Origin of the sequence: Proteiniphilum sp. (assembly GCF_034927365.1) — a bacterium.
Classification (GTDB): domain Bacteria; phylum Bacteroidota; class Bacteroidia; order Bacteroidales; family Dysgonomonadaceae; genus Proteiniphilum.
This window is the reverse complement of record NZ_JAYFQD010000008.1, coordinates 62,117-79,418: the sequence shown is the minus strand read 5'-3', so window position 1 is coordinate 79,418 and position 17,302 is coordinate 62,117. Positions and strand designations below refer to the sequence as shown.

General features: G+C 43.9%; 11 protein-coding genes. All 11 read right to left on the bottom strand.

The window, feature by feature from the left end; all coding sequences use genetic code 11:
- Window positions 1–31: 31 nt before the first annotated feature.
- Window positions 32–2,824, bottom strand: coding sequence for a hypothetical protein (locus tag VB073_RS06055; RefSeq protein ID WP_323403253.1), 2,793 nt, complete (start codon window positions 2,822–2,824; stop codon window positions 32–34).
- A 34-nt stretch (window positions 2,825–2,858) separates the two neighbouring features.
- A complete protein-coding gene (locus VB073_RS06050; protein WP_323403252.1) occupies window positions 2,859–4,124 on the bottom strand; it encodes a glycosyl hydrolase family 28 protein in 1,266 nt (421 codons plus the stop codon).
- Window positions 4,121–5,167: a Tat pathway signal protein gene (locus VB073_RS06045; protein ID WP_323403251.1), complete on the bottom strand. Its 1,047-nt coding sequence runs from the start codon at window positions 5,165–5,167 to the stop codon at window positions 4,121–4,123. The genes VB073_RS06050 and VB073_RS06045 overlap by 4 nt, the downstream gene beginning before the upstream one ends.
- A 43-nt stretch (window positions 5,168–5,210) precedes the next feature.
- Window positions 5,211–6,221: an alpha/beta fold hydrolase gene (locus VB073_RS06040; protein WP_323403250.1), complete on the bottom strand. Its 1,011-nt coding sequence runs from the start codon at window positions 6,219–6,221 to the stop codon at window positions 5,211–5,213.
- 9 nt (window positions 6,222–6,230) lie between these two features.
- Entirely contained in the window at window positions 6,231–7,052 is an 822-nt protein-coding gene (locus VB073_RS06035) for an N-acetylmuramic acid 6-phosphate etherase (RefSeq protein WP_323403249.1), read from the bottom strand.
- A gap of 10 nt (window positions 7,053–7,062) precedes the next feature.
- On the bottom strand, window positions 7,063–9,093 hold the full coding sequence (locus VB073_RS06030; RefSeq protein ID WP_323403248.1) for an alpha-galactosidase: 2,031 nt from the start codon (window positions 9,091–9,093) through the stop codon (window positions 7,063–7,065).
- Between the two features lie 44 nt (window positions 9,094–9,137).
- Window positions 9,138–11,258 (bottom strand): hypothetical protein, encoded by a 2,121-nt coding sequence (locus tag VB073_RS06025; RefSeq protein WP_323403247.1) that lies wholly within the window; start codon window positions 11,256–11,258, stop codon window positions 9,138–9,140.
- A gap of 536 nt (window positions 11,259–11,794) precedes the next feature.
- Window positions 11,795–12,475 (bottom strand): hypothetical protein, encoded by a 681-nt coding sequence (locus tag VB073_RS06020; protein ID WP_323403246.1) that lies wholly within the window; start codon window positions 12,473–12,475, stop codon window positions 11,795–11,797.
- A gap of 12 nt (window positions 12,476–12,487) precedes the next feature.
- Entirely contained in the window at window positions 12,488–12,985 is a 498-nt protein-coding gene (locus VB073_RS06015) for a hypothetical protein (protein WP_323403245.1), read from the bottom strand.
- Window positions 12,963–15,098, bottom strand: coding sequence for a hypothetical protein (locus VB073_RS06010; RefSeq protein WP_323403244.1), 2,136 nt, complete (start codon window positions 15,096–15,098; stop codon window positions 12,963–12,965). Before VB073_RS06010 ends, VB073_RS06015 begins: the two co-directional genes overlap by 23 nt.
- A gap of 62 nt (window positions 15,099–15,160) precedes the next feature.
- Entirely contained in the window at window positions 15,161–17,302 is a 2,142-nt protein-coding gene (locus VB073_RS06005; protein ID WP_323403243.1) for a hypothetical protein, read from the bottom strand.

The window sequence follows — 17,302 nt, the reverse complement described above, 5'->3', positions numbered from 1 at the left end:
CTTAATACCTGTTTTCAATAATGGGAGAAAATCAATAGTTGACAGTTATCTGTAACTCTCCTGTTTTTCCTGTAAGGTCAATGGTCTCATTTTCGGCATCAAAGCCCTTGTGTGATTTTCCGTTGATCTTTACTTTTTGGATTTTCTTGTTCCTCGGTGTTCTTAACCTGAGTGATACTTCCTTTGCAGAACCGATTTGAGAGGGCATTGACAGAGTTACCTGTATGGTTCCCTTATCGATATCGGAACAAATCAGGTAATCGATATTCCCAAATAGCGTAGGAGCATTCGATACGTTTATTTTCTTTCCTTGTTCCAGCCATGCACGCGGGGTGGAATAGGCAAGGTGTAATTTCTGCGGCAGCCCGTCCGCCCCGTCTGTTTCAGCAATCAGCATCAACCTGAGCATCAACAGGAACCAGGTGTTATTGAAGCTGGAAGGACTTAGATAGCATGTTCTGTAGAACTCATCGGGGAATGGACCGACCGTATCACCTTCTCCTGAAATAAAAGTGTTTCTGGTCATTCCATGGGCCAGTTTGGCGTAGAATGAGAGGACAAGCCTGTCGGGGTCGTCCATCATCGAGATGAAGCGGCTCAGGTTCAAACCGTACACATTATCTACTCCGGTTGTTTTATAGCCCGGCAATCCGTCTTCCTTGTAACTCCCCACTTCTATCGGATAGTAATTGAAACGTACCATCCCGAGAAGAAACGCACCGTAGTTTTTCAGATATTGGTAATATCCGGATAACAGGTTTGTCTCCAGTAATCCCGAAGCGGCTACATAGGGAAAACAGAGATTCCAATAGGAGCCGTATTTCGTGTCGGTGATATTGGAGTAGGGTTCAGGTTTCTCTTTGGTAAATAATTCGGTAGGGATAAATATACTACCATCAGACAGGGTAGTGATGCTGTTATTTACTCCCTCTGTCAGACGAGTTTTAAGTTGTCCGGCAAGGGATAAAAATCTGTCTCCATTATCAGTATCTCCCAACGATTTGAAAATATGTGCCATGTCACGCATTCCACGCCATGCCACTGCTTGGTGGTGGAGGTAGACCATTTTTTCAGCAATATCTCCACTAAAAGCTTCGGCAGTGAGAACTCCGTTTTCCGAATGGTTCATTTGCGTTTCAAAGTCATTCAGAAAATTAAGAAACCTATCTTTATGGTTAGCTATGAATGTCGTATCCTGGGAGATATGATAGTATTGAGAGGAATGAGACAGAAGTTCACCCATTTCCCATGTCCGGTAGCGCCTGAACGGACGGTAGAGTAGAATTTCATGGAGGGCTTTTTGTTGTTCGATAAAACCAAATTCACCCAGTACCCTTGCTGCATCGTTTCCTTCAGGCTGGTACCAGTTTTCGTATAAATTACCGATACTATACAAATATCCCATATATAGATTCTGGATGAGTAAGTTTTTTAGTGCATGAGATACTCTCTCCTCCGGGATATCGATGGTGGTTCCTTTTGCCAACTCTCCATCCCAATAATCTTTCAGTTCTTTCTTTTCTGCATTGTATAGGCTCGGGGTTATTTCCGTTTGTGCACAATTGGCCGGATGAAGCAACCTTGCGATGTATAACTCCTTATCTCCGTTGCTGATATTGAGATTGTACACAATGTTGTTATTCTTTTCTAATATCGCTCCCGGAGAGAGAATAGCTCTTACCTTGTTGTTTGCTTTCAGCAAGTTATTCTCCAATGTCAACAGGTTATTATCGGAGAAATGGAATATTACTCTGACTGAATCAATTCCAGCCTTCTCCTTCGATATTTTCAGGTTGATAAAACTGACCAGTTCGGTAGTTGCGAAGAGGTAATCGGAAAAAGATTCCTGATAGTATTGGACTCCATCTACATCTGTATATTGGTTCTGTAATATCGGATAATATCCCCCTTCAAGACATTCTTGCACCAGTCGCGCTTCGGCAAATCCATACCGCTCATTCCCTGAAGCGCCGACAAGAACGGTAACCTTATCGCCGGAGGATACTTGTGAAATAATTTGACTACCATCGCCTACATGCAGCGCTGCAGGGCCAAATCCCCCTCGATTGAGTGGTCTTCCAAAGGGGATATAATAGACGCCCGATTCGGTAACGGCCGTCCCCATCAATTTCAATGGCGCCAGAAAATCCTTGATATTTTCATAGGTAGGACCTTCGGGTAGTGCCAGGAGTTGTTCTCCCCATAGGTCTATTTTTGCGCTGAGCGCCTCATTGACCTGTTGTTCATATCCTTCGGCATGTTTTTTCTTGACCTGCAACAAAGGATTATCGGGTGACGCTCCTTGCCATTCCTCAAAAAGGAGTTCATGGGCGAGGTCGTAGGATACCGGACCATAGAGGTTGTAGCCTTGTATTTCATCGGAATTCCGGGCGGCTCGGGCGACGGAACCGTATACCGTAGCCGGTTCTCCTTTGAATAGTTTGAGATAATAGGTCTTACCTTTTTCAAGGTAGATATCATTCGGAAAAATAATCTTCTGTCGGCCTTTTTCCTTTCCTGCCACACTACCTATGGCTATTATTTTCCCATAGAGTCCACCATCTATGACATGTGCTCCCACTTCTCCGGTTAACTCCTCGTGAACCCATATATAGACTTCACTCAACTTGGAGCCTTGTGCCGTAAAACTGGTTCCCGGGGTATTGGTGGTTGCATCAAAGTTCGCAAAGGCTACACTGGGCTCAGCCGGTGCATGTATCACCCTGATGCCGTTAGGATTCCCCGGTTCATTCGCTTGCGAGTGAAACACTCCCTGCATCAGCAGTAGGTACAATGCCAATTTATATACCCGTTTTGTTACCATTGTTATTGAAGTCTCAGTATCAGTTACAAACATTTTAGTCTGTGGTGACTTTTACCAGATTGATTTCATTGATATTTCTTGTTTGCTGCTTGTCGATCGTATAAGTAATGGCCGTTGGTGCAGCTCCGGTGTATATTCCGTTCATAAAAGAGCAATTGGCTATGGGGGCTTCGATTAAGATCAGAGATTTTCCATCTCCCATCAGATTCATTGCATAGATATTATGAATTTTTTCTTTTCCGGAGGGATCTCCATATCCCTTGCCTCCTACCAGCAAGGTATAGGGACTTCCCCCATAGGGAGGAGGAGTGTCAGACCTTGATTTGGTGATAACTCCATCGATATAGACATGGTGGATGCTTGCGTTGTCACTTGCCCGTATCGCTACTCCCGTATAATTTGTCTGGCAGTTGGTGATAAATATCTGTTCAGTATCATCTTCCGGTCCGTTCCATTGGGTAGAGGTAGTCTGATAAGAATTGATATCGCCATTGGTGTGGTAGAAGGGAGTCACATCGAGGCTGGAAAGTGCAATTAAATCATCACCGTTAATACCGGTGATATTATTTATCCTGAAATATTTACATCCATGTCTTAAATTAATACCATCCTTATTGAATACTTTTTTCGGTATCCCTTTTACCATAATGATTTCAGGGTTGTTGAATCTGATATCGGATAATTCGGCATTGTGAGTACGTTCAAAACTGACCGCCCAGGCATGGGAGTTCTCTATTGTTACATTCTTTAGCTTGAAACCATCTACATAAGCTATCTGGATCAGGTTGTTCCGCCAATCTCCCTTTTGTTTTACCCCGTTCTTTCCCGCATCACTTCCATAACTTACTCTCCAGTTTTTTTCATTCTCCGGTGTCAGGGTAAGAGTCCTATATGCATCACCGGTGGCTCGGGGGTTGTCGGCTCCTTTTAAGTAGACGTCCCCGATGCCTATAATGTGGATATGATGATTCCATCCCGGATCAGTAATTCCGATACCTACATTATCGCTCCTGAACATATTGTCGCGGCAGGAATCCGACAATTGTACAGTACAATTATCGAGAATAAGGGTTATATTGGAAGGTAATAGTATGGCTCTGTCTATTTTCCAACAACTTGATCCATTGCCATTTTCCTTAGGTATGATTACCTTGCCGGTGGTTCCTTTAGCGGCATGTATAGCAGCCTGTATCCGTTCGATATCACTTCCAGTATAATCGTTGGGTGTAATATCCCTGACAGGCTCTGTATGAGCCATTAGGCTGTAGGTGATAACGATTAAAGTGAAGAAGCATTTCATTTTTTTATGAGCGTTTTGGCATTGGCCACCTGTCCGATTGCTTCAAGATGTCTACTCAAACAAGGAGTCAGGGTAGGTCGCCATACTGTTTGCATAAAACCTTTCAGCCTGTCGGGGCTGATCACTTTAGAACAGTATTCAACCGTCTTCCCGAAGTTGATGTCATTAGAATGGTTACTTCCTGTAGGAACCTGGTCATAACCATGCGCTTCTAACTGGTCGTATAATCTCACATATTTTTCGTTGATGGGATTGTCAATTTTTTCAAATTGAGTGGAGTAATACCAGTTGCTTTGCAGGACCGATTTTGGCATTTTTTCAAAAAACAGGTCGGGATGATCCCATGCATAATCAGACCAAATCCAAGATCTGATATTCTGTTTTTCAACCATATCGACCAGATAATAAAAATCGTGCCACCATAAATTACCCTGACGAACTACTACGTTTTCATGGGTTTGTTGATGTCCTGCCGTCTCCTCATCCATACCCAGATGGAAGAAACGTGGAGTATCAAACAGGTTAGACACCTCTTCAATTAAATTTTTACATACAGTATAGTATTTTTCTGAAGAGATCATCCGTTGATATGGTCCTAACCAAGCCTTATGGCCTGTTGAAAAGTTCAGTTTGGGGATAGGTTCCAAACCCATCTCCCGGATTTTTTTCAATTCTTTCTTTAATTGGGAAGTCGACCAGGCTCCTTTCACGGCAATCTCCGGATGGCTATCGTATTTCACCCCATCTCCGAGATCAATAATGAGCATGTTCATGCCGGCATCCACCATCTTGGATAAAAGCTGGTCCCACACTTCTTTATCGAAAGTGAGGTTTGGGTGATACTTATGAGCCCAAAGATAGGCTTCCCGGCAATCGTCACCTGTAAAAACGGTGTCCTGATAGGGCGGGGGAGTATGATCTTCCCACATATTATAACTCAAATGGAGTAGATTGGCCCATATAAATTCATTATTGTGTTTTTTTATCTCCATTCGGGCAAACATCTCACTGGGCATTGCAGAGGCTATTCCTACTGATGCCATTTTTTTCAAAAAATCTCGTCGGTTCTCCATTTGGTGTATTTTTTTAAAATTGGTGGTTGAACTCCTTGTCAATGAATTGATAGATTTCATTCCTGATATTTAAGGGGAAATCATGTCCCGCATCGGGATAGAATACTTTCACATTCTCTTTTGCTCCAAGCTTTTCATACACCGGTAGGATCTTTTGGATGCCCTCTTTCACTCCTTCCACGTCAAAGTTCTTATCCTGTAGCGGTGAGTTGGAAATGAAAAGACGGGGTGCTAAGGATGCAATTATTTCGTCGAAATTAAAGGGTATTTTGTGCTGGTCTAACTGGTATTTGGTCTTGAGTAAAGGCATATACTTGTCTTGCGCCCAGGGGCCTAACCTCCCACCATAATTTTCGGAAGAGGGTCCAATGTTATAATATTCAAATTGAGTCCACCCGCAACTGGAGACAACCACTTTCAACCGTGGATCAAAAGCCGCCACAAATATGGCATTGTGTCCTCCTAAAGAATGCCCGATAACTCCTATGCGGCTGGTATCGACCTGTCTGAGTGTTTGTAATAAATCGATACAACGGATATGATTAAAAATTCCCTTCATCGTGCCGGACTGATACCGGTCGTTTTCAAAATCGTAATCTCTCAGATCACCAAATCCGGGGTAATCGGGTGCAATCACTATATATCCTCTCTCTGCCAGCTCTTTTGCCAGCGCCCTGTTTTCCAGATCTGACTGTCCATCCACAATCCCTTTACCCAATGCTCCGGTGGAATGCAATACCAGCATAGCGGGATGTTTCACTTGCCGGTTATCGACGGGCAAGTAGAGGTAAGCGGGAAGATCCTCGTTTTCAGCTACCGTAAAGATGATATTATAACGGGTATATTTTGCTGTTTGAAGACTATCCTTATACTGTATATTCATCGGAGCCTGATTGGTAAGACTGGGAAGCGGCCCCATTGCCGCCTCCATACGATCCCGTATAGAATAACAACCCTGACCCGAAAGAGGATACAACCCGACAGACAAGAGTATGATTCCCGCGAAGAGTAGTCTTTTACACATAATTGGATGTTAGTTTATATTATTGGCAACGATATAATCGACTGATTTCTTCACATCTCCGCATTGGAGTAAGATATTTTTTACCTTATCATAATCCTTTAAATCCGTCAATAGCATGATCATCTTGATTGATCGATCCACCACCTTGTTGTTGATGAGTCGTACATTCACCATTCGATTGTCCTCTACCTTTCCTAAACGGACAAGTACGCTGGTACTGATCATATCGAACAACATTTTTTGAGCCGATCCACACTTTAATTTTGTGTAACCGGCTATTATTTCGGGACCGGTAATGACTTCTACCGGATAATCGGCCAGTGCCGCAGCTGGAGAAGAGGGGTTATGGACAATACATCCGCAAGGGATACCCTTTTCCCTGCATTCTTTCAATCCGGCTAGGACGAAGGGGGTATCCCCATCGGCTGAGATGCCGATGACGATATCATTGCTGCTTACATTGTATTCCTGTATTTGCCTTACCGCATCCTGTTCGTCGTCCTCTTTGTCTTCGAGCACTTCAAGCATCCTCTCTTCACCTCCGGCAAGAATGCAGTTAATGACTCCTTTTTCAATACCATAGGTGTTGGGTAGTTCCACTTTGTCGAGTACCGATAACCGCCCCTCGTTGCCGGCTCCCAGATAAAACATTCTTCCTCCTTTTGACAGCACATCTTCAATAGCAGAAATCAATCCTGATATCTGGGGTAGAGCTTCTTTGATTGCCAAAGCTGCTTTTTTATTTTCATCGTTGATGATTTTAATCAGTGCATCCACCGACATCGTTTCCAGATGACGGTAAGTGGATGGTTGTTCAGTAATCTTTTCCATAAAATGATATTTAATCTAATATTGTGTATTTATATAAAACAAAACTATTTTCTTTGGCCAATTGCACGGATATATTTCCGTTGCTCTTTACCGTTTGCCTGTTTTTTTTGCCGTCACCCAAAACCGGGGAAAGTTCCACTCTGCTGTCTTTTGTAAGCCATGTGTCTATTTCGGCTGTGTTGTTTGTATTTGATTCTCTGAATATCAGTAAAAAACCCTCGTTGTCATCGATAGATTGAAAGCCTGTCCAGGACTTTCCTGATGGTTCGTCGCCGATGGGCAGGATGATTCCTTTATGGAATCCAGGTTGGATACTCCTGTACTTTTTGATGATATCGGGTGATTCGAAAGCATTTTCCGGTAAATCGGCTACGTCCATAAAAGCCAGTGGTTGTCCTGCCAGTGTGATGGCAAAGAGATAATCCATAGAATAACCGGAGGGAGCAAATAGGTCTTTGCCATATTTATCCTGATTTCTCCATTTATTGAGAAACTCAACCATGATTCTTTCCGCAGGAACATATCTCGACAGCATCCACACATTGCGAAGTGTTTTATAAGGATAATAACTTGTGAAATCGGTGTAACGATTTTCTATGAACATGTTGCCGTAGTCATTCAGATAGAAATATCCTCCTCTTTGCCCGGCCGTAATATCATAATTGAAGATGACGGCATAATCAGTCTCTCTCATCACTTTCTCATACATCTTCCGGGTTCTGACCTCAGCAGCTTTGCTTTGCATCATCTGTCCGTCTATTTTGAAAATACGCACCCCGTATTTCTTATATAAATAAATAAGTGCATCGGCATCTTTTTCCCACTCTTCGTTATCGTATTGGGTATTGGGAACGAAGTACAGACAGACTTCTACTCCTGCTTCTTTGCCTTTGGCAACCACCTTTTCAAAACCATTTGGGAATAAAGAGCGTTTTGGAGTCCATTTTTTTACCGGAGTACCGTCTTTATCGGTATAATCGGAAGTTTCCTGCCATCCCCAATCCAACTGGAAATGGCTGATGCCTAACCGGGCACATGCGTCGATCTGTTGATAACAGAAATCTTCGGTTAACCGTTCCAGGGATCCCCGATCTCCCCAGGTATTCATCAAAATCATATCCTCATTGGATGTCTTGCATTTATGATAGCTGTGTAGCGCTTGTAACCGGCTTAATTCATCATTCGCAGACACCCCGAAAACAATACTGTATGTTTTGATCCAGTCGGCACCTTGCAGGTCGGATGCGGTTATACCGATGCCGATAGATTTCACTTCACCGAACCTGGCGATGTAATCGGCGCCGGGATAGGCTAACTGTGAAGGGGCTAACGGCGATTCTTTCAAATAGAACAATCCCAGGTCATCTTCCATATTTACAAAAAAAAGGATATTGCCTTTGTAAACATTTTCCGCATAAGCTGTTTCGGAATGGTGTTTCACAAAACTATTGTGGGAATCGGAGTTATCGGTAAACTCAATCAGGTCCAGCTTCCAGTGCCTGCCCTGAAAACTCATTTGGTCCAATACCGGGATTTCTTCTAATTGCGACAGAATTTTCTTTTGAGGCAAGTATTTCCAATTTCCCAAATCTTTGTCTTGGACAATCCAAGAATTTTTTGCTTTCCCCTTCAGGTAGGTATCTATGCCTATGGCAGGACAATCATCATATATTCTGAAAACCCTTCTAACGGATAATCCTTCCAACGCGTATTCTACCGTTACTTCCGAATATGGATCCGATGTTGGCATTTCGACACGCTTGATATCCCATTTTCCAGATTTCATATTCTTGTCGCTTTGTCCGGGAGCGAAAAAATCAGCTTGTTTTGCTCCGCTTTCCCACACTTTCCCGTTCATCTTATCGATAATCTTCATGGTTATCAAATTTCCGTTGTTCCATCGGAATCCTCGCTCAATCTTATTGTTCCCGATATAGAAAATGTCACCCTCCTGACGGGCATATCCCTTGTTATCCGCAAATAGAAAATTTGTGAGTGAAAAGGCAAGTATTAAAATAATATTTGTTTTTTTTAACCACATAGTCAATCTATTATCAACTTATAATTGTGAGAATTTACGGGCAGTTATCCCTTTTGAATAATGCCATATACATTGATTCCGGTCAGATCCACTTTGAGGTGTTGATACCCCTTTTTTGTCTTGCCGGATATAACTTCCCGACTTTTATCCTTTAATTCCGGGCTTCTCAACACATAGCGAGAGTGAGGCAACGTGTCCATCCTTATCTCATAAGAAAGCCGATTGTTGGTAATCAGAGAATCGATATCCTGGATGATATCTTTGATATCCGGATGAGGGATAGGTTTCATCGCCCTATTCAGAAAATGGATGGTAAACTCGCCATCGTAGAATCTGATCCTTGCCGCCCACCGTGTATCGCCCCCTGTTTGCCAGATGATGGGGGAGAACTTTTTCGCCTCTATCAGCCCTGCCAGCGGGTCGGAATGAATGGCCGAGTCAATCACGGCAATTCGTCTCCCATGCTCCTTTAATAGCTGTTCGGATAGAGGGGTTGTCCGTTCGAACCCTTTCTCGTCGTGTGTGCCGAAGGGTAGCGCGAGCCAAGCTTTTCCCCCCGACGCCAGGTAACTGGAAAGGGCTTTGAACTGTTTGTCAGAAACACAAGCCACACCATCGAGGACCAGGGGGGTGGATTCCCGTTTCAACACGACGGCATCGCCTAGCTCGTCGGTTCTTACAAACCGGTATCCTACATTATGTTCCACCAGTGATTCCGACCATGCTTTCAAACGGGTCCAATGCTCTTTCCCGTCCTTATCTCGCCATCCGTTATCCCGGCAATAGCTGTTGCTGACAAGCCTGACTTCTACCATATCTTCTCCTTTTCGGTAGTCAAGATTACTATTGTCTACCTCCCAGTTATTCCACTCATGGATCACTTCTGCCATTTCCCGGGCATCAGACGGATCTTCTTCCAAGCGTCGATTGAGCAAATTGCTCCAATTGGCCACACCCCAGAAGCGGCTTAATGCCCAGCCAAGATAGGCTCCTTTTTCATAAATGGTGGAACTCAATGCGATGGCGGGAGCATCGCCTCTCTGCCTGGCAATATCCTTTTGATGTAATGCTTCGGTATCCATCCTCACCCAATTGGTGGACCTGATAGTTGCCCCCACATTCTCCAGCATGAAGAAATCGAGGTATGGAGACATTCTCTCCAGGTTCAGCGAGATGGCGTTCAGGCTAATGGGGCCGGTGCTTGAAGTACATGTCAGCAAGGGCAGTTTGCCTACAGTATGTTTTACCAGTTTTACATGATCGGTGATACTGTCGGTTTTCATCCGGATAAAGTCCCTGAAGGCGGGATTGTCATAATTACCCCAATATAACATCGGTTTTGAGGTGTCTCCCCAGAAACTCTTCTCATGAAAGGAAGGAATTTCTCTATTGTAATCACGTTTGAAACGCTCCCTGCAATATTTACATCCACAGGCAGCAAGTCCTACATAATCGCACATGTCATCCACTTCGATCGCGTCGATGGGGACTTCGGCCAATAACCGCTTCAAATATTTGACATGCATATCCAGAAATCCCGGGTTGTTATGGCAAAATGCCTCCATCTGGTATTGTGCCGCATAACCTCGGCTTCCGTCGCGGATATCCACCTCGCAGATATTCTGGAAGTGATGTCCTTCATACTGGGCATGCTTGGCCGCGATGGGGTCATGGAATAACAACACATGATGACGATGGTTCCGGTGCAGTTTGTGGAACTCCTCTTCATTACGCGGTCTTTGTACATGATTGCAGGAGTAGTGATCGATGTACTTTATCCCATATTGGTGGAGCTCCTCACACACATTGGCCAGGTAACCATGCAGTTGGCCGAAATAATTGGAAAAGTCGAAACGGATGTGGCATCCTCCATTGATCGCCGTATCAATTTTGGCTTTGGCAAATGCTTCGGCTCTGCGTTTGATTTTATCCCTGATACTTTTCTGGGACCATTGCAAATCTTCCAGGTTTATCCACCACCTCGCGACCCTGTGTGGCACAAACGGGATGTCGGGAGAGGCGACTCCCAAGTCGGGTATATTCAACAATGCTGTTTTGTTTTCACATACCTCCCCGGCAGAGGTGTTTGCGAGGGAGGATAGTCCCATATTCAACCCAACCCCTGAAATCAGAGTTTGTTTAATAAATTTTCGCCTACTATTCACTTTTCTGTTATTTGTGTATGGATTATTTATTATGAACAGAATCGCTAAATTTCGCCGTATACAGTGGAACTTACCGTCAAAATTCTATCGATTTCCATGCATATTCTGCTCCATTCTTTTCACAAAAGAACTGTTTAAACTTATAGCCACACAAACATACAGCGTGAATTCAATTTTATTAGTTTATTTTGCGTTTTAAAACCCTCGAAAAACGTCAATATCATCATAAACTTACATAGCTGGTTGTGCCACGGCATATATTTTCATGTCGCTCAGATCAACAGCTAAAGAATAATAACCTTTCTCTTTTTTCAAGGTTATCATTTACATATAGTTCGTTCAAAATATTATTTTTGAGACCACTCCGAAAACCCCAGTTTCGCCACTTTGGGCCTATCAACAAACTGTGTGGACAGAGTATTTATCGGAAAAGAGACCTTTCGGAGAGGGGAGATTTGTGAAAATACAATTAAATATAGACAGTAAGATGAGGACAAATCTCTTTTATCGTTTGGAGAGTGATAATCAAATTAGAATCATTGCTTCACACTGTTGTAAATGTTTAAGTCATTTGTCTTCAATTCATCCATATACTTTGATTCGAAAGACCTTGATTCGTGAAAAACATTATAGCGAACGTCTGCTGCGATCTTCAGACAAAGATTCGCCATTTTTTCAGCGTCGTTTTCACTGGGATTGTCAATCTTCAAAGACCACACCACTGCTTCGTCGGTTACCACACGAAATGTCACCCAGTAACCATCAACAACTAATCGTGAAATATTGGGAGGGGCTTTTGTTGCCTTAAAATTGTCGATACAAAAAAACATCCTTTTGTGCAATCTCTCTGCAAACTGACTACTTATTGGAACCGCACGCGTTGCCACTTTATAGTGTTTTGTTTTCTTTTCAAATGCTTCATCTACCTCTTTTGCGTTAGTAACATATTTTATTTCAAGGGTATAGAACAATCCTTTCTTTAGAACACGAAAACTGGTCTCAGCCATTTCGGAGCAAAAAAACTCTACATAGGCATTAAAATCCCCGAAGAAGAGTTTCTCTAAACTCTCCTTACCGTCAAAATTCCATCGATTTCCATACGCATTCTGCTCTATTCTTTTCACAAAAAGGCGTTCGTTAGTATCTATTCTCCCTTGTGAAAAGGCGGGAGAAATAAAAGAAATCACAATTAATGCTGTTAAAATATTTTTTTTCATTTGGATAGATTATTATTGATCTTTAGGGACCCAGTTGACACCGTTTCCATTTTGTCCTACATTCTCTAGCATGAAGAAATCGAGGTATGGAGACATTCTCTCCAAATTCAACGAAATGGTATTCAATACAATCGGGCCGGTACTTGAAGAGCATGTCTGTAGGGGTATTTTCCCGGCTGTGCTTTTTACCAGTTTTACATGATTCGCCACACTCTCACTTTTTATCCGGATGAAGTTCCTGAAAGCGGGATTATCATAATTTCCCCAATATAACATCGGTTTGGAGGTGTCCCCCCAAAAAAAATTGTCGTCGAAGGATGGGATTTCCCGGTTGTAATCACGTTTAAATCGTTCCCTGCAATATTTACATCCACAGGAAGCAAGACCGACGTAATCGTACATGTCATCGACCTCAATTGCATCAATGGGTACTTCGTTCAATAGGCGTTTCAGATACTTGACATGCATATCCAGGAAGCCGGGGTTGTTATCCCTTTTGAATGACACCATATACATTAATACCGCTTAAATCGACATTCACCTGTTGATATCCCTTGTTCCCCTTGCCGGATATTACTTCACGGCTTTTATCCTTTAACTCTGGACTTTTCAAGATATATCGGGGGTGAGGCAGCGTGTCCATTCTTATCTCGTAAGAAAGCCGGTTGTCTGTAATCGAAGATTTGATATCCTTTAGGATGGCAATTTTCTTGTTGTCTTTTATATGAGGGTGGGGAACCGCTTCCATTGCCCTGTTTAGAAAGTGCATGGTAAATTCTCCATTGTTGAACCTGATTCTTGCTGCCCAACGTTCATCGCCCTCTTTTTGCCGGATGACGGGAGAAAACTTTTTCGCCTGTATCAATTCTGCCAGCGGGTCGGAGTGAATAGCCGAATTAATTACGGTAATTCGCTTACCATAAGCCTTTAAGAGTTGTTTCGACAGGGGAGCTGACCGTTCAAAACCTCTCTCATCGTGCGTACCGAATGGCAGTGCAAGCCATGCTTTACCTCCTGTTGCCAGATAACTGGAGAGAGCCTTAAACTGTCTGTCTGATACAGAGGCGACACCGTCGAGAATAAGGGGGGTGGATTCTTGCTTCAACGCAGTGGCATCACCCAATTCATCTGTTCTCACAAATCTGTATCCCACATTATGCTTGACCAGTAGACCAGACCATGCCTTCAATCGATCCCAATGCTCTTTCCCCTCCTCGTCTCGCCATCCGTTATCCCTGCAATAGCTATTGCTTACAAGCCTTACCTCGACTAAATCTTTTCCTTTCCTGTAGTCGAGATCACTATTGTCTACTTCCCAATTGTTCCACTCATGGATGACCTCTTCCATCTCACCGGCATCGGCAGGATCTTCTATCAGGCGTTGAGTGAGTGTACTACTCCAATTGGCAACGCCCCAGAAACGACTTAATGCCCAACCGAGGTATGCTCCTTTTTCATAAATTGTGTAGCTCAATGCAATGGCGGGAACATTTCCTCTCTGCCTAGCGATATCTTTTTGATGTAACGCCTCTGCGTCCATACGTACCCAATCGATGGATCTGATATTTTTTCCGACATTCTCCAGCATAAAGAAGTCGAGGTAGGGTGCCATTCTCTCCAGATTCAAGGAGATGGAATTTAATACGATGGGACCGGTGCTGGAACAGCACGACATGAGGGGCATGCCTCCCACTGTCATTTTTACCAGCTTCACATGGTCTACAATTCCATCCACTTTCATGTGGAGGAAATCCCTAAAATCGGGATTATCGTAATTCCCCCATTGTAACATCGGTTTGGAGGTATCTCCCCAGAAACTCTTGTCGTCGAAGGGGGGAATTGCCCTGTCGTAATCACGCTTAAACCGTTCCCTACAATATTTGCATCCACAAGCAGCAAGACCGACATAATCGCACATGTCATCCACTTGAATGGCGTCGATGGCAACTTCATTCAAAAGGCGCTTTAAGTATTTGACATGCATATCGAGAAAGCCGGGATTATTATGGCAGAATGCTTCCATCTGGTATTGCATCGAATATCCTCTACTGCCATCTCTTACATCCACCTCACAGATATCCTGAAAGAGGTGTCCTTCATACTGGGCATATTTGGCGGCAATAGGATCGTGAAACAGCAGTACATGGTGACGGTGGCTCCAATGCAACTTGTGAAAATCATCCTCGTTCTTGGGCCTCTGTACATGATTACAAGAATAGTGATCCATAAACTTGATGTCATATTTGTGGAGTTCCTCACACACATTGGCCATAAAACCGTGTAACTGCCCAAAATAGTCGGCAAAATCAAACCGGATATGAAATCCGAAGTTTACTGCCATATCTATTTTGGCTTCTGCAAAAGCCTCTGCCCTTCTCTTGATTTTATCCCTGATACTTTTCTGCGACCATTGTAGATCTTCGATAGTGGTCCACCAACTGGCGATTCTTTTCGGTATAAAAGAAATATCAGGGGGAGTGGAAGCTAAGATCGAAATATCAGGCAGTATGATTTGTGGTGCGGATGATTGGCTTGCAGTCGTATTGGACAGGGAGTATTCCCCCATGCTCAATCCGACTCCTGAAGCCAATGTTTGTTTAATAAATTTACGCCTGCTACTCATTTGCCTGTCATTTTTGTCTGTTTTGTTCCCTTGTAAATAGAGATAGTGAGCTATCTATCACCTTATCCCTTTTGGACTACACCATATATTTTTATGTCGCTCAAATCTACATCAAGCAGTTGATGTCCCTTTTTCCCCTTGATGGGTACTACGTTTCGATTCTTGTCTTTTAACTCCGGGCTCTTCAATACATATTGGGCTTGAGGCAATGCATCCATCTTTATCTCGAAAGAGAGCTTATTGTCGGTAATATGAGAGTCGATATCCTGAATGATGGCTACACCTCCATTGTCTTTTATGGTAGGATGGGGAATAGGGTTCATGGCCGTATTCATAAAATGCAGGGTGAATTCACCATCATACAACCTGATCCTTGCTGCCCACCGTTCGTCGCCTGCTGTTTGCCGAATGACCGGAGAAAACTTTTTCGACTGTATCAGTCCGCCCAAAGGATCGGAATTGAGGGCCGAGTCGATAACAGTGACCTGTTTACCGTATGCTTTCAATATTTGCCCGGACAAAGGAGTTGACCGTTCAAACCCTTTCTCGTCGTGTGTGCCGAAGGGTAGTGCGAGCCATGCCTTTCCCCCCGATATCAAATAACCGGAAAGGGCCTTGAACTGTTTGTCAGAAACACAAGCCACCCCGTCGAGGATAAGGGGTGTGGATTCCTGTTTCAGTGCAGCAGCATCGGCCAACTCATCGGTTCTCACGAACCGGTATCCCACATTGTGTTTCAACAGTGAACTGGACCATGCTTTCAAACGGTCCCAATGCTCTTTCCCGTCTTTGTCGCGCCATCCGTTATCCCTGCAATAGCTGTTGCTTACAAGCCGGACTTCCACCAGGTCTTCTCCTTTCCTGTAATCAAGATCACTGTTGTCCACTTCCCAGTTATTCCATTCATGGATGACCTCTTCCATCTCACGGGCATCGGCGGGATCTTCTATCAGTCGCTGGTTGTGGGTACTGCTCCAATTGGCCACGCCCCAGAAGCGGCTTAATGCCCATCCCATATAAGCTCCCTTCTCATAGATGGTATAGCTCAACGCGATGGCGGGTGAGTCGCCCCTCTGCCTGGCGATATCTTTTTGATGCAACGCTTCGGCATCCATATGAACCCAGTTGGTAGACCGAATATTTGTCCCCACATTCTCCAGCATGAAGAAATCGAGATAGGGAGCCATCCTTTCCAGATTCAGGGATATGGAATTCAGGATAATGGGGCCGGTACTGGAGCAGCACGACATCAGCGGTATGTTCCCTACCGTCATTTTCACCAACTTGACATGGTCGACGATGCCGTCCACTTTCATGTGGAGAAAATCCCTGAAGGCAGGGTTGTCATAATTACCCCAGTATAACATCGGTTTTGAGGTGTCCCCCCAGAAACTCTTGTCATCGAAAGGAGGAATTTCCCGGTTGTAATCGCGCTTGAACCGTTCCCTGCAATATTTACATCCGCAGGCTGCAAGCCCTACGTAATCGCACATGTCATCTACTTCAATCGCATCGATAGGTACTTCATTCAAAAGCCGTTTCAGGTATTTGGTATGCATGTCCAGAAAAGCCGGATTATTATGGCAGAAAGCCTCCATCTGGTACTGTTCCGAATAGCCCCTGTTACCATTCCGTATATCTACCTCGCAGATATCCTGAAAGAGATGTCCTTCATACTGTGCATGTTTGGCGGCTATGGGATCATGGAACAGCAAAACATGATGACGATGGCTGCGGTGAAGCTTGTGAAAATCATCGATATTTTTCGGTCTCTCCACATGGTTACACGAATAGTGATCCATAAACTTGATCCCATATTGGTGCAACTCTTCACAGGCATTCGCCCATAGGCCGTGCAACTGACCAAAATAGTTGGAAAAATCGAACCGGATATGGAATCCGTAATTCACGACCATGTCTATCTTCGCTTCTGCAAACGCCTCCGCTCTTCTCTTGATTTTATCCCTGATACTTTTCTGTGACCATTGCAGATCTTCTATTGTATTCCACCAACTGGCAATTCTTCTTGGAGCAAATGGAATATCGGGTGGTGTGGAGGCCAATTTTGATACGTCAGGCAATACGATCTGTTTTGCAGATGATTCGACTGTTGGCGTATTGGCCAGTGAGGCTCCTCCCATGCTCAGACCTACCCCTGAGATGACTGCCTGTTTGATAAATTTACGTCTACTATTGGGTGTCAT

What these genes read in the sequence shown, in the direction of transcription:
- VB073_RS06005 (WP_323403243.1), bottom strand. Translation starts at nt 17,302, where the DNA reads ATGACACCCAATAGTAGACGTAAATTTATCAAACAGGCAGTCATCTCA.
- VB073_RS06020 (WP_323403246.1), bottom strand. Translation starts at nt 12,475, where the DNA reads ATGAAAAAAAATATTTTAACAGCATTAATTGTGATTTCTTTTATTTCT.
- VB073_RS06015 (WP_323403245.1), bottom strand. Translation starts at nt 12,985, where the DNA reads ATGGTGTCATTCAAAAGGGATAACAACCCCGGCTTCCTGGATATGCAT.
- VB073_RS06030 (WP_323403248.1), bottom strand. Translation starts at nt 9,093, where the DNA reads ATGTGGTTAAAAAAAACAAATATTATTTTAATACTTGCCTTTTCACTC.
- VB073_RS06035 (WP_323403249.1), bottom strand. Translation starts at nt 7,052, where the DNA reads ATGGAAAAGATTACTGAACAACCATCCACTTACCGTCATCTGGAAACG.
- VB073_RS06010 (WP_323403244.1), bottom strand. Translation starts at nt 15,098, where the DNA reads ATGAGTAGCAGGCGTAAATTTATTAAACAAACATTGGCTTCAGGAGTC.
- VB073_RS06050 (WP_323403252.1), bottom strand. Translation starts at nt 4,124, where the DNA reads ATGAAATGCTTCTTCACTTTAATCGTTATCACCTACAGCCTAATGGCT.
- VB073_RS06045 (WP_323403251.1), bottom strand. Translation starts at nt 5,167, where the DNA reads ATGGCATCAGTAGGAATAGCCTCTGCAATGCCCAGTGAGATGTTTGCC.
- VB073_RS06040 (WP_323403250.1), bottom strand. Translation starts at nt 6,221, where the DNA reads ATGTGTAAAAGACTACTCTTCGCGGGAATCATACTCTTGTCTGTCGGG.
- VB073_RS06055 (WP_323403253.1), bottom strand. Translation starts at nt 2,824, where the DNA reads ATGGTAACAAAACGGGTATATAAATTGGCATTGTACCTACTGCTGATG.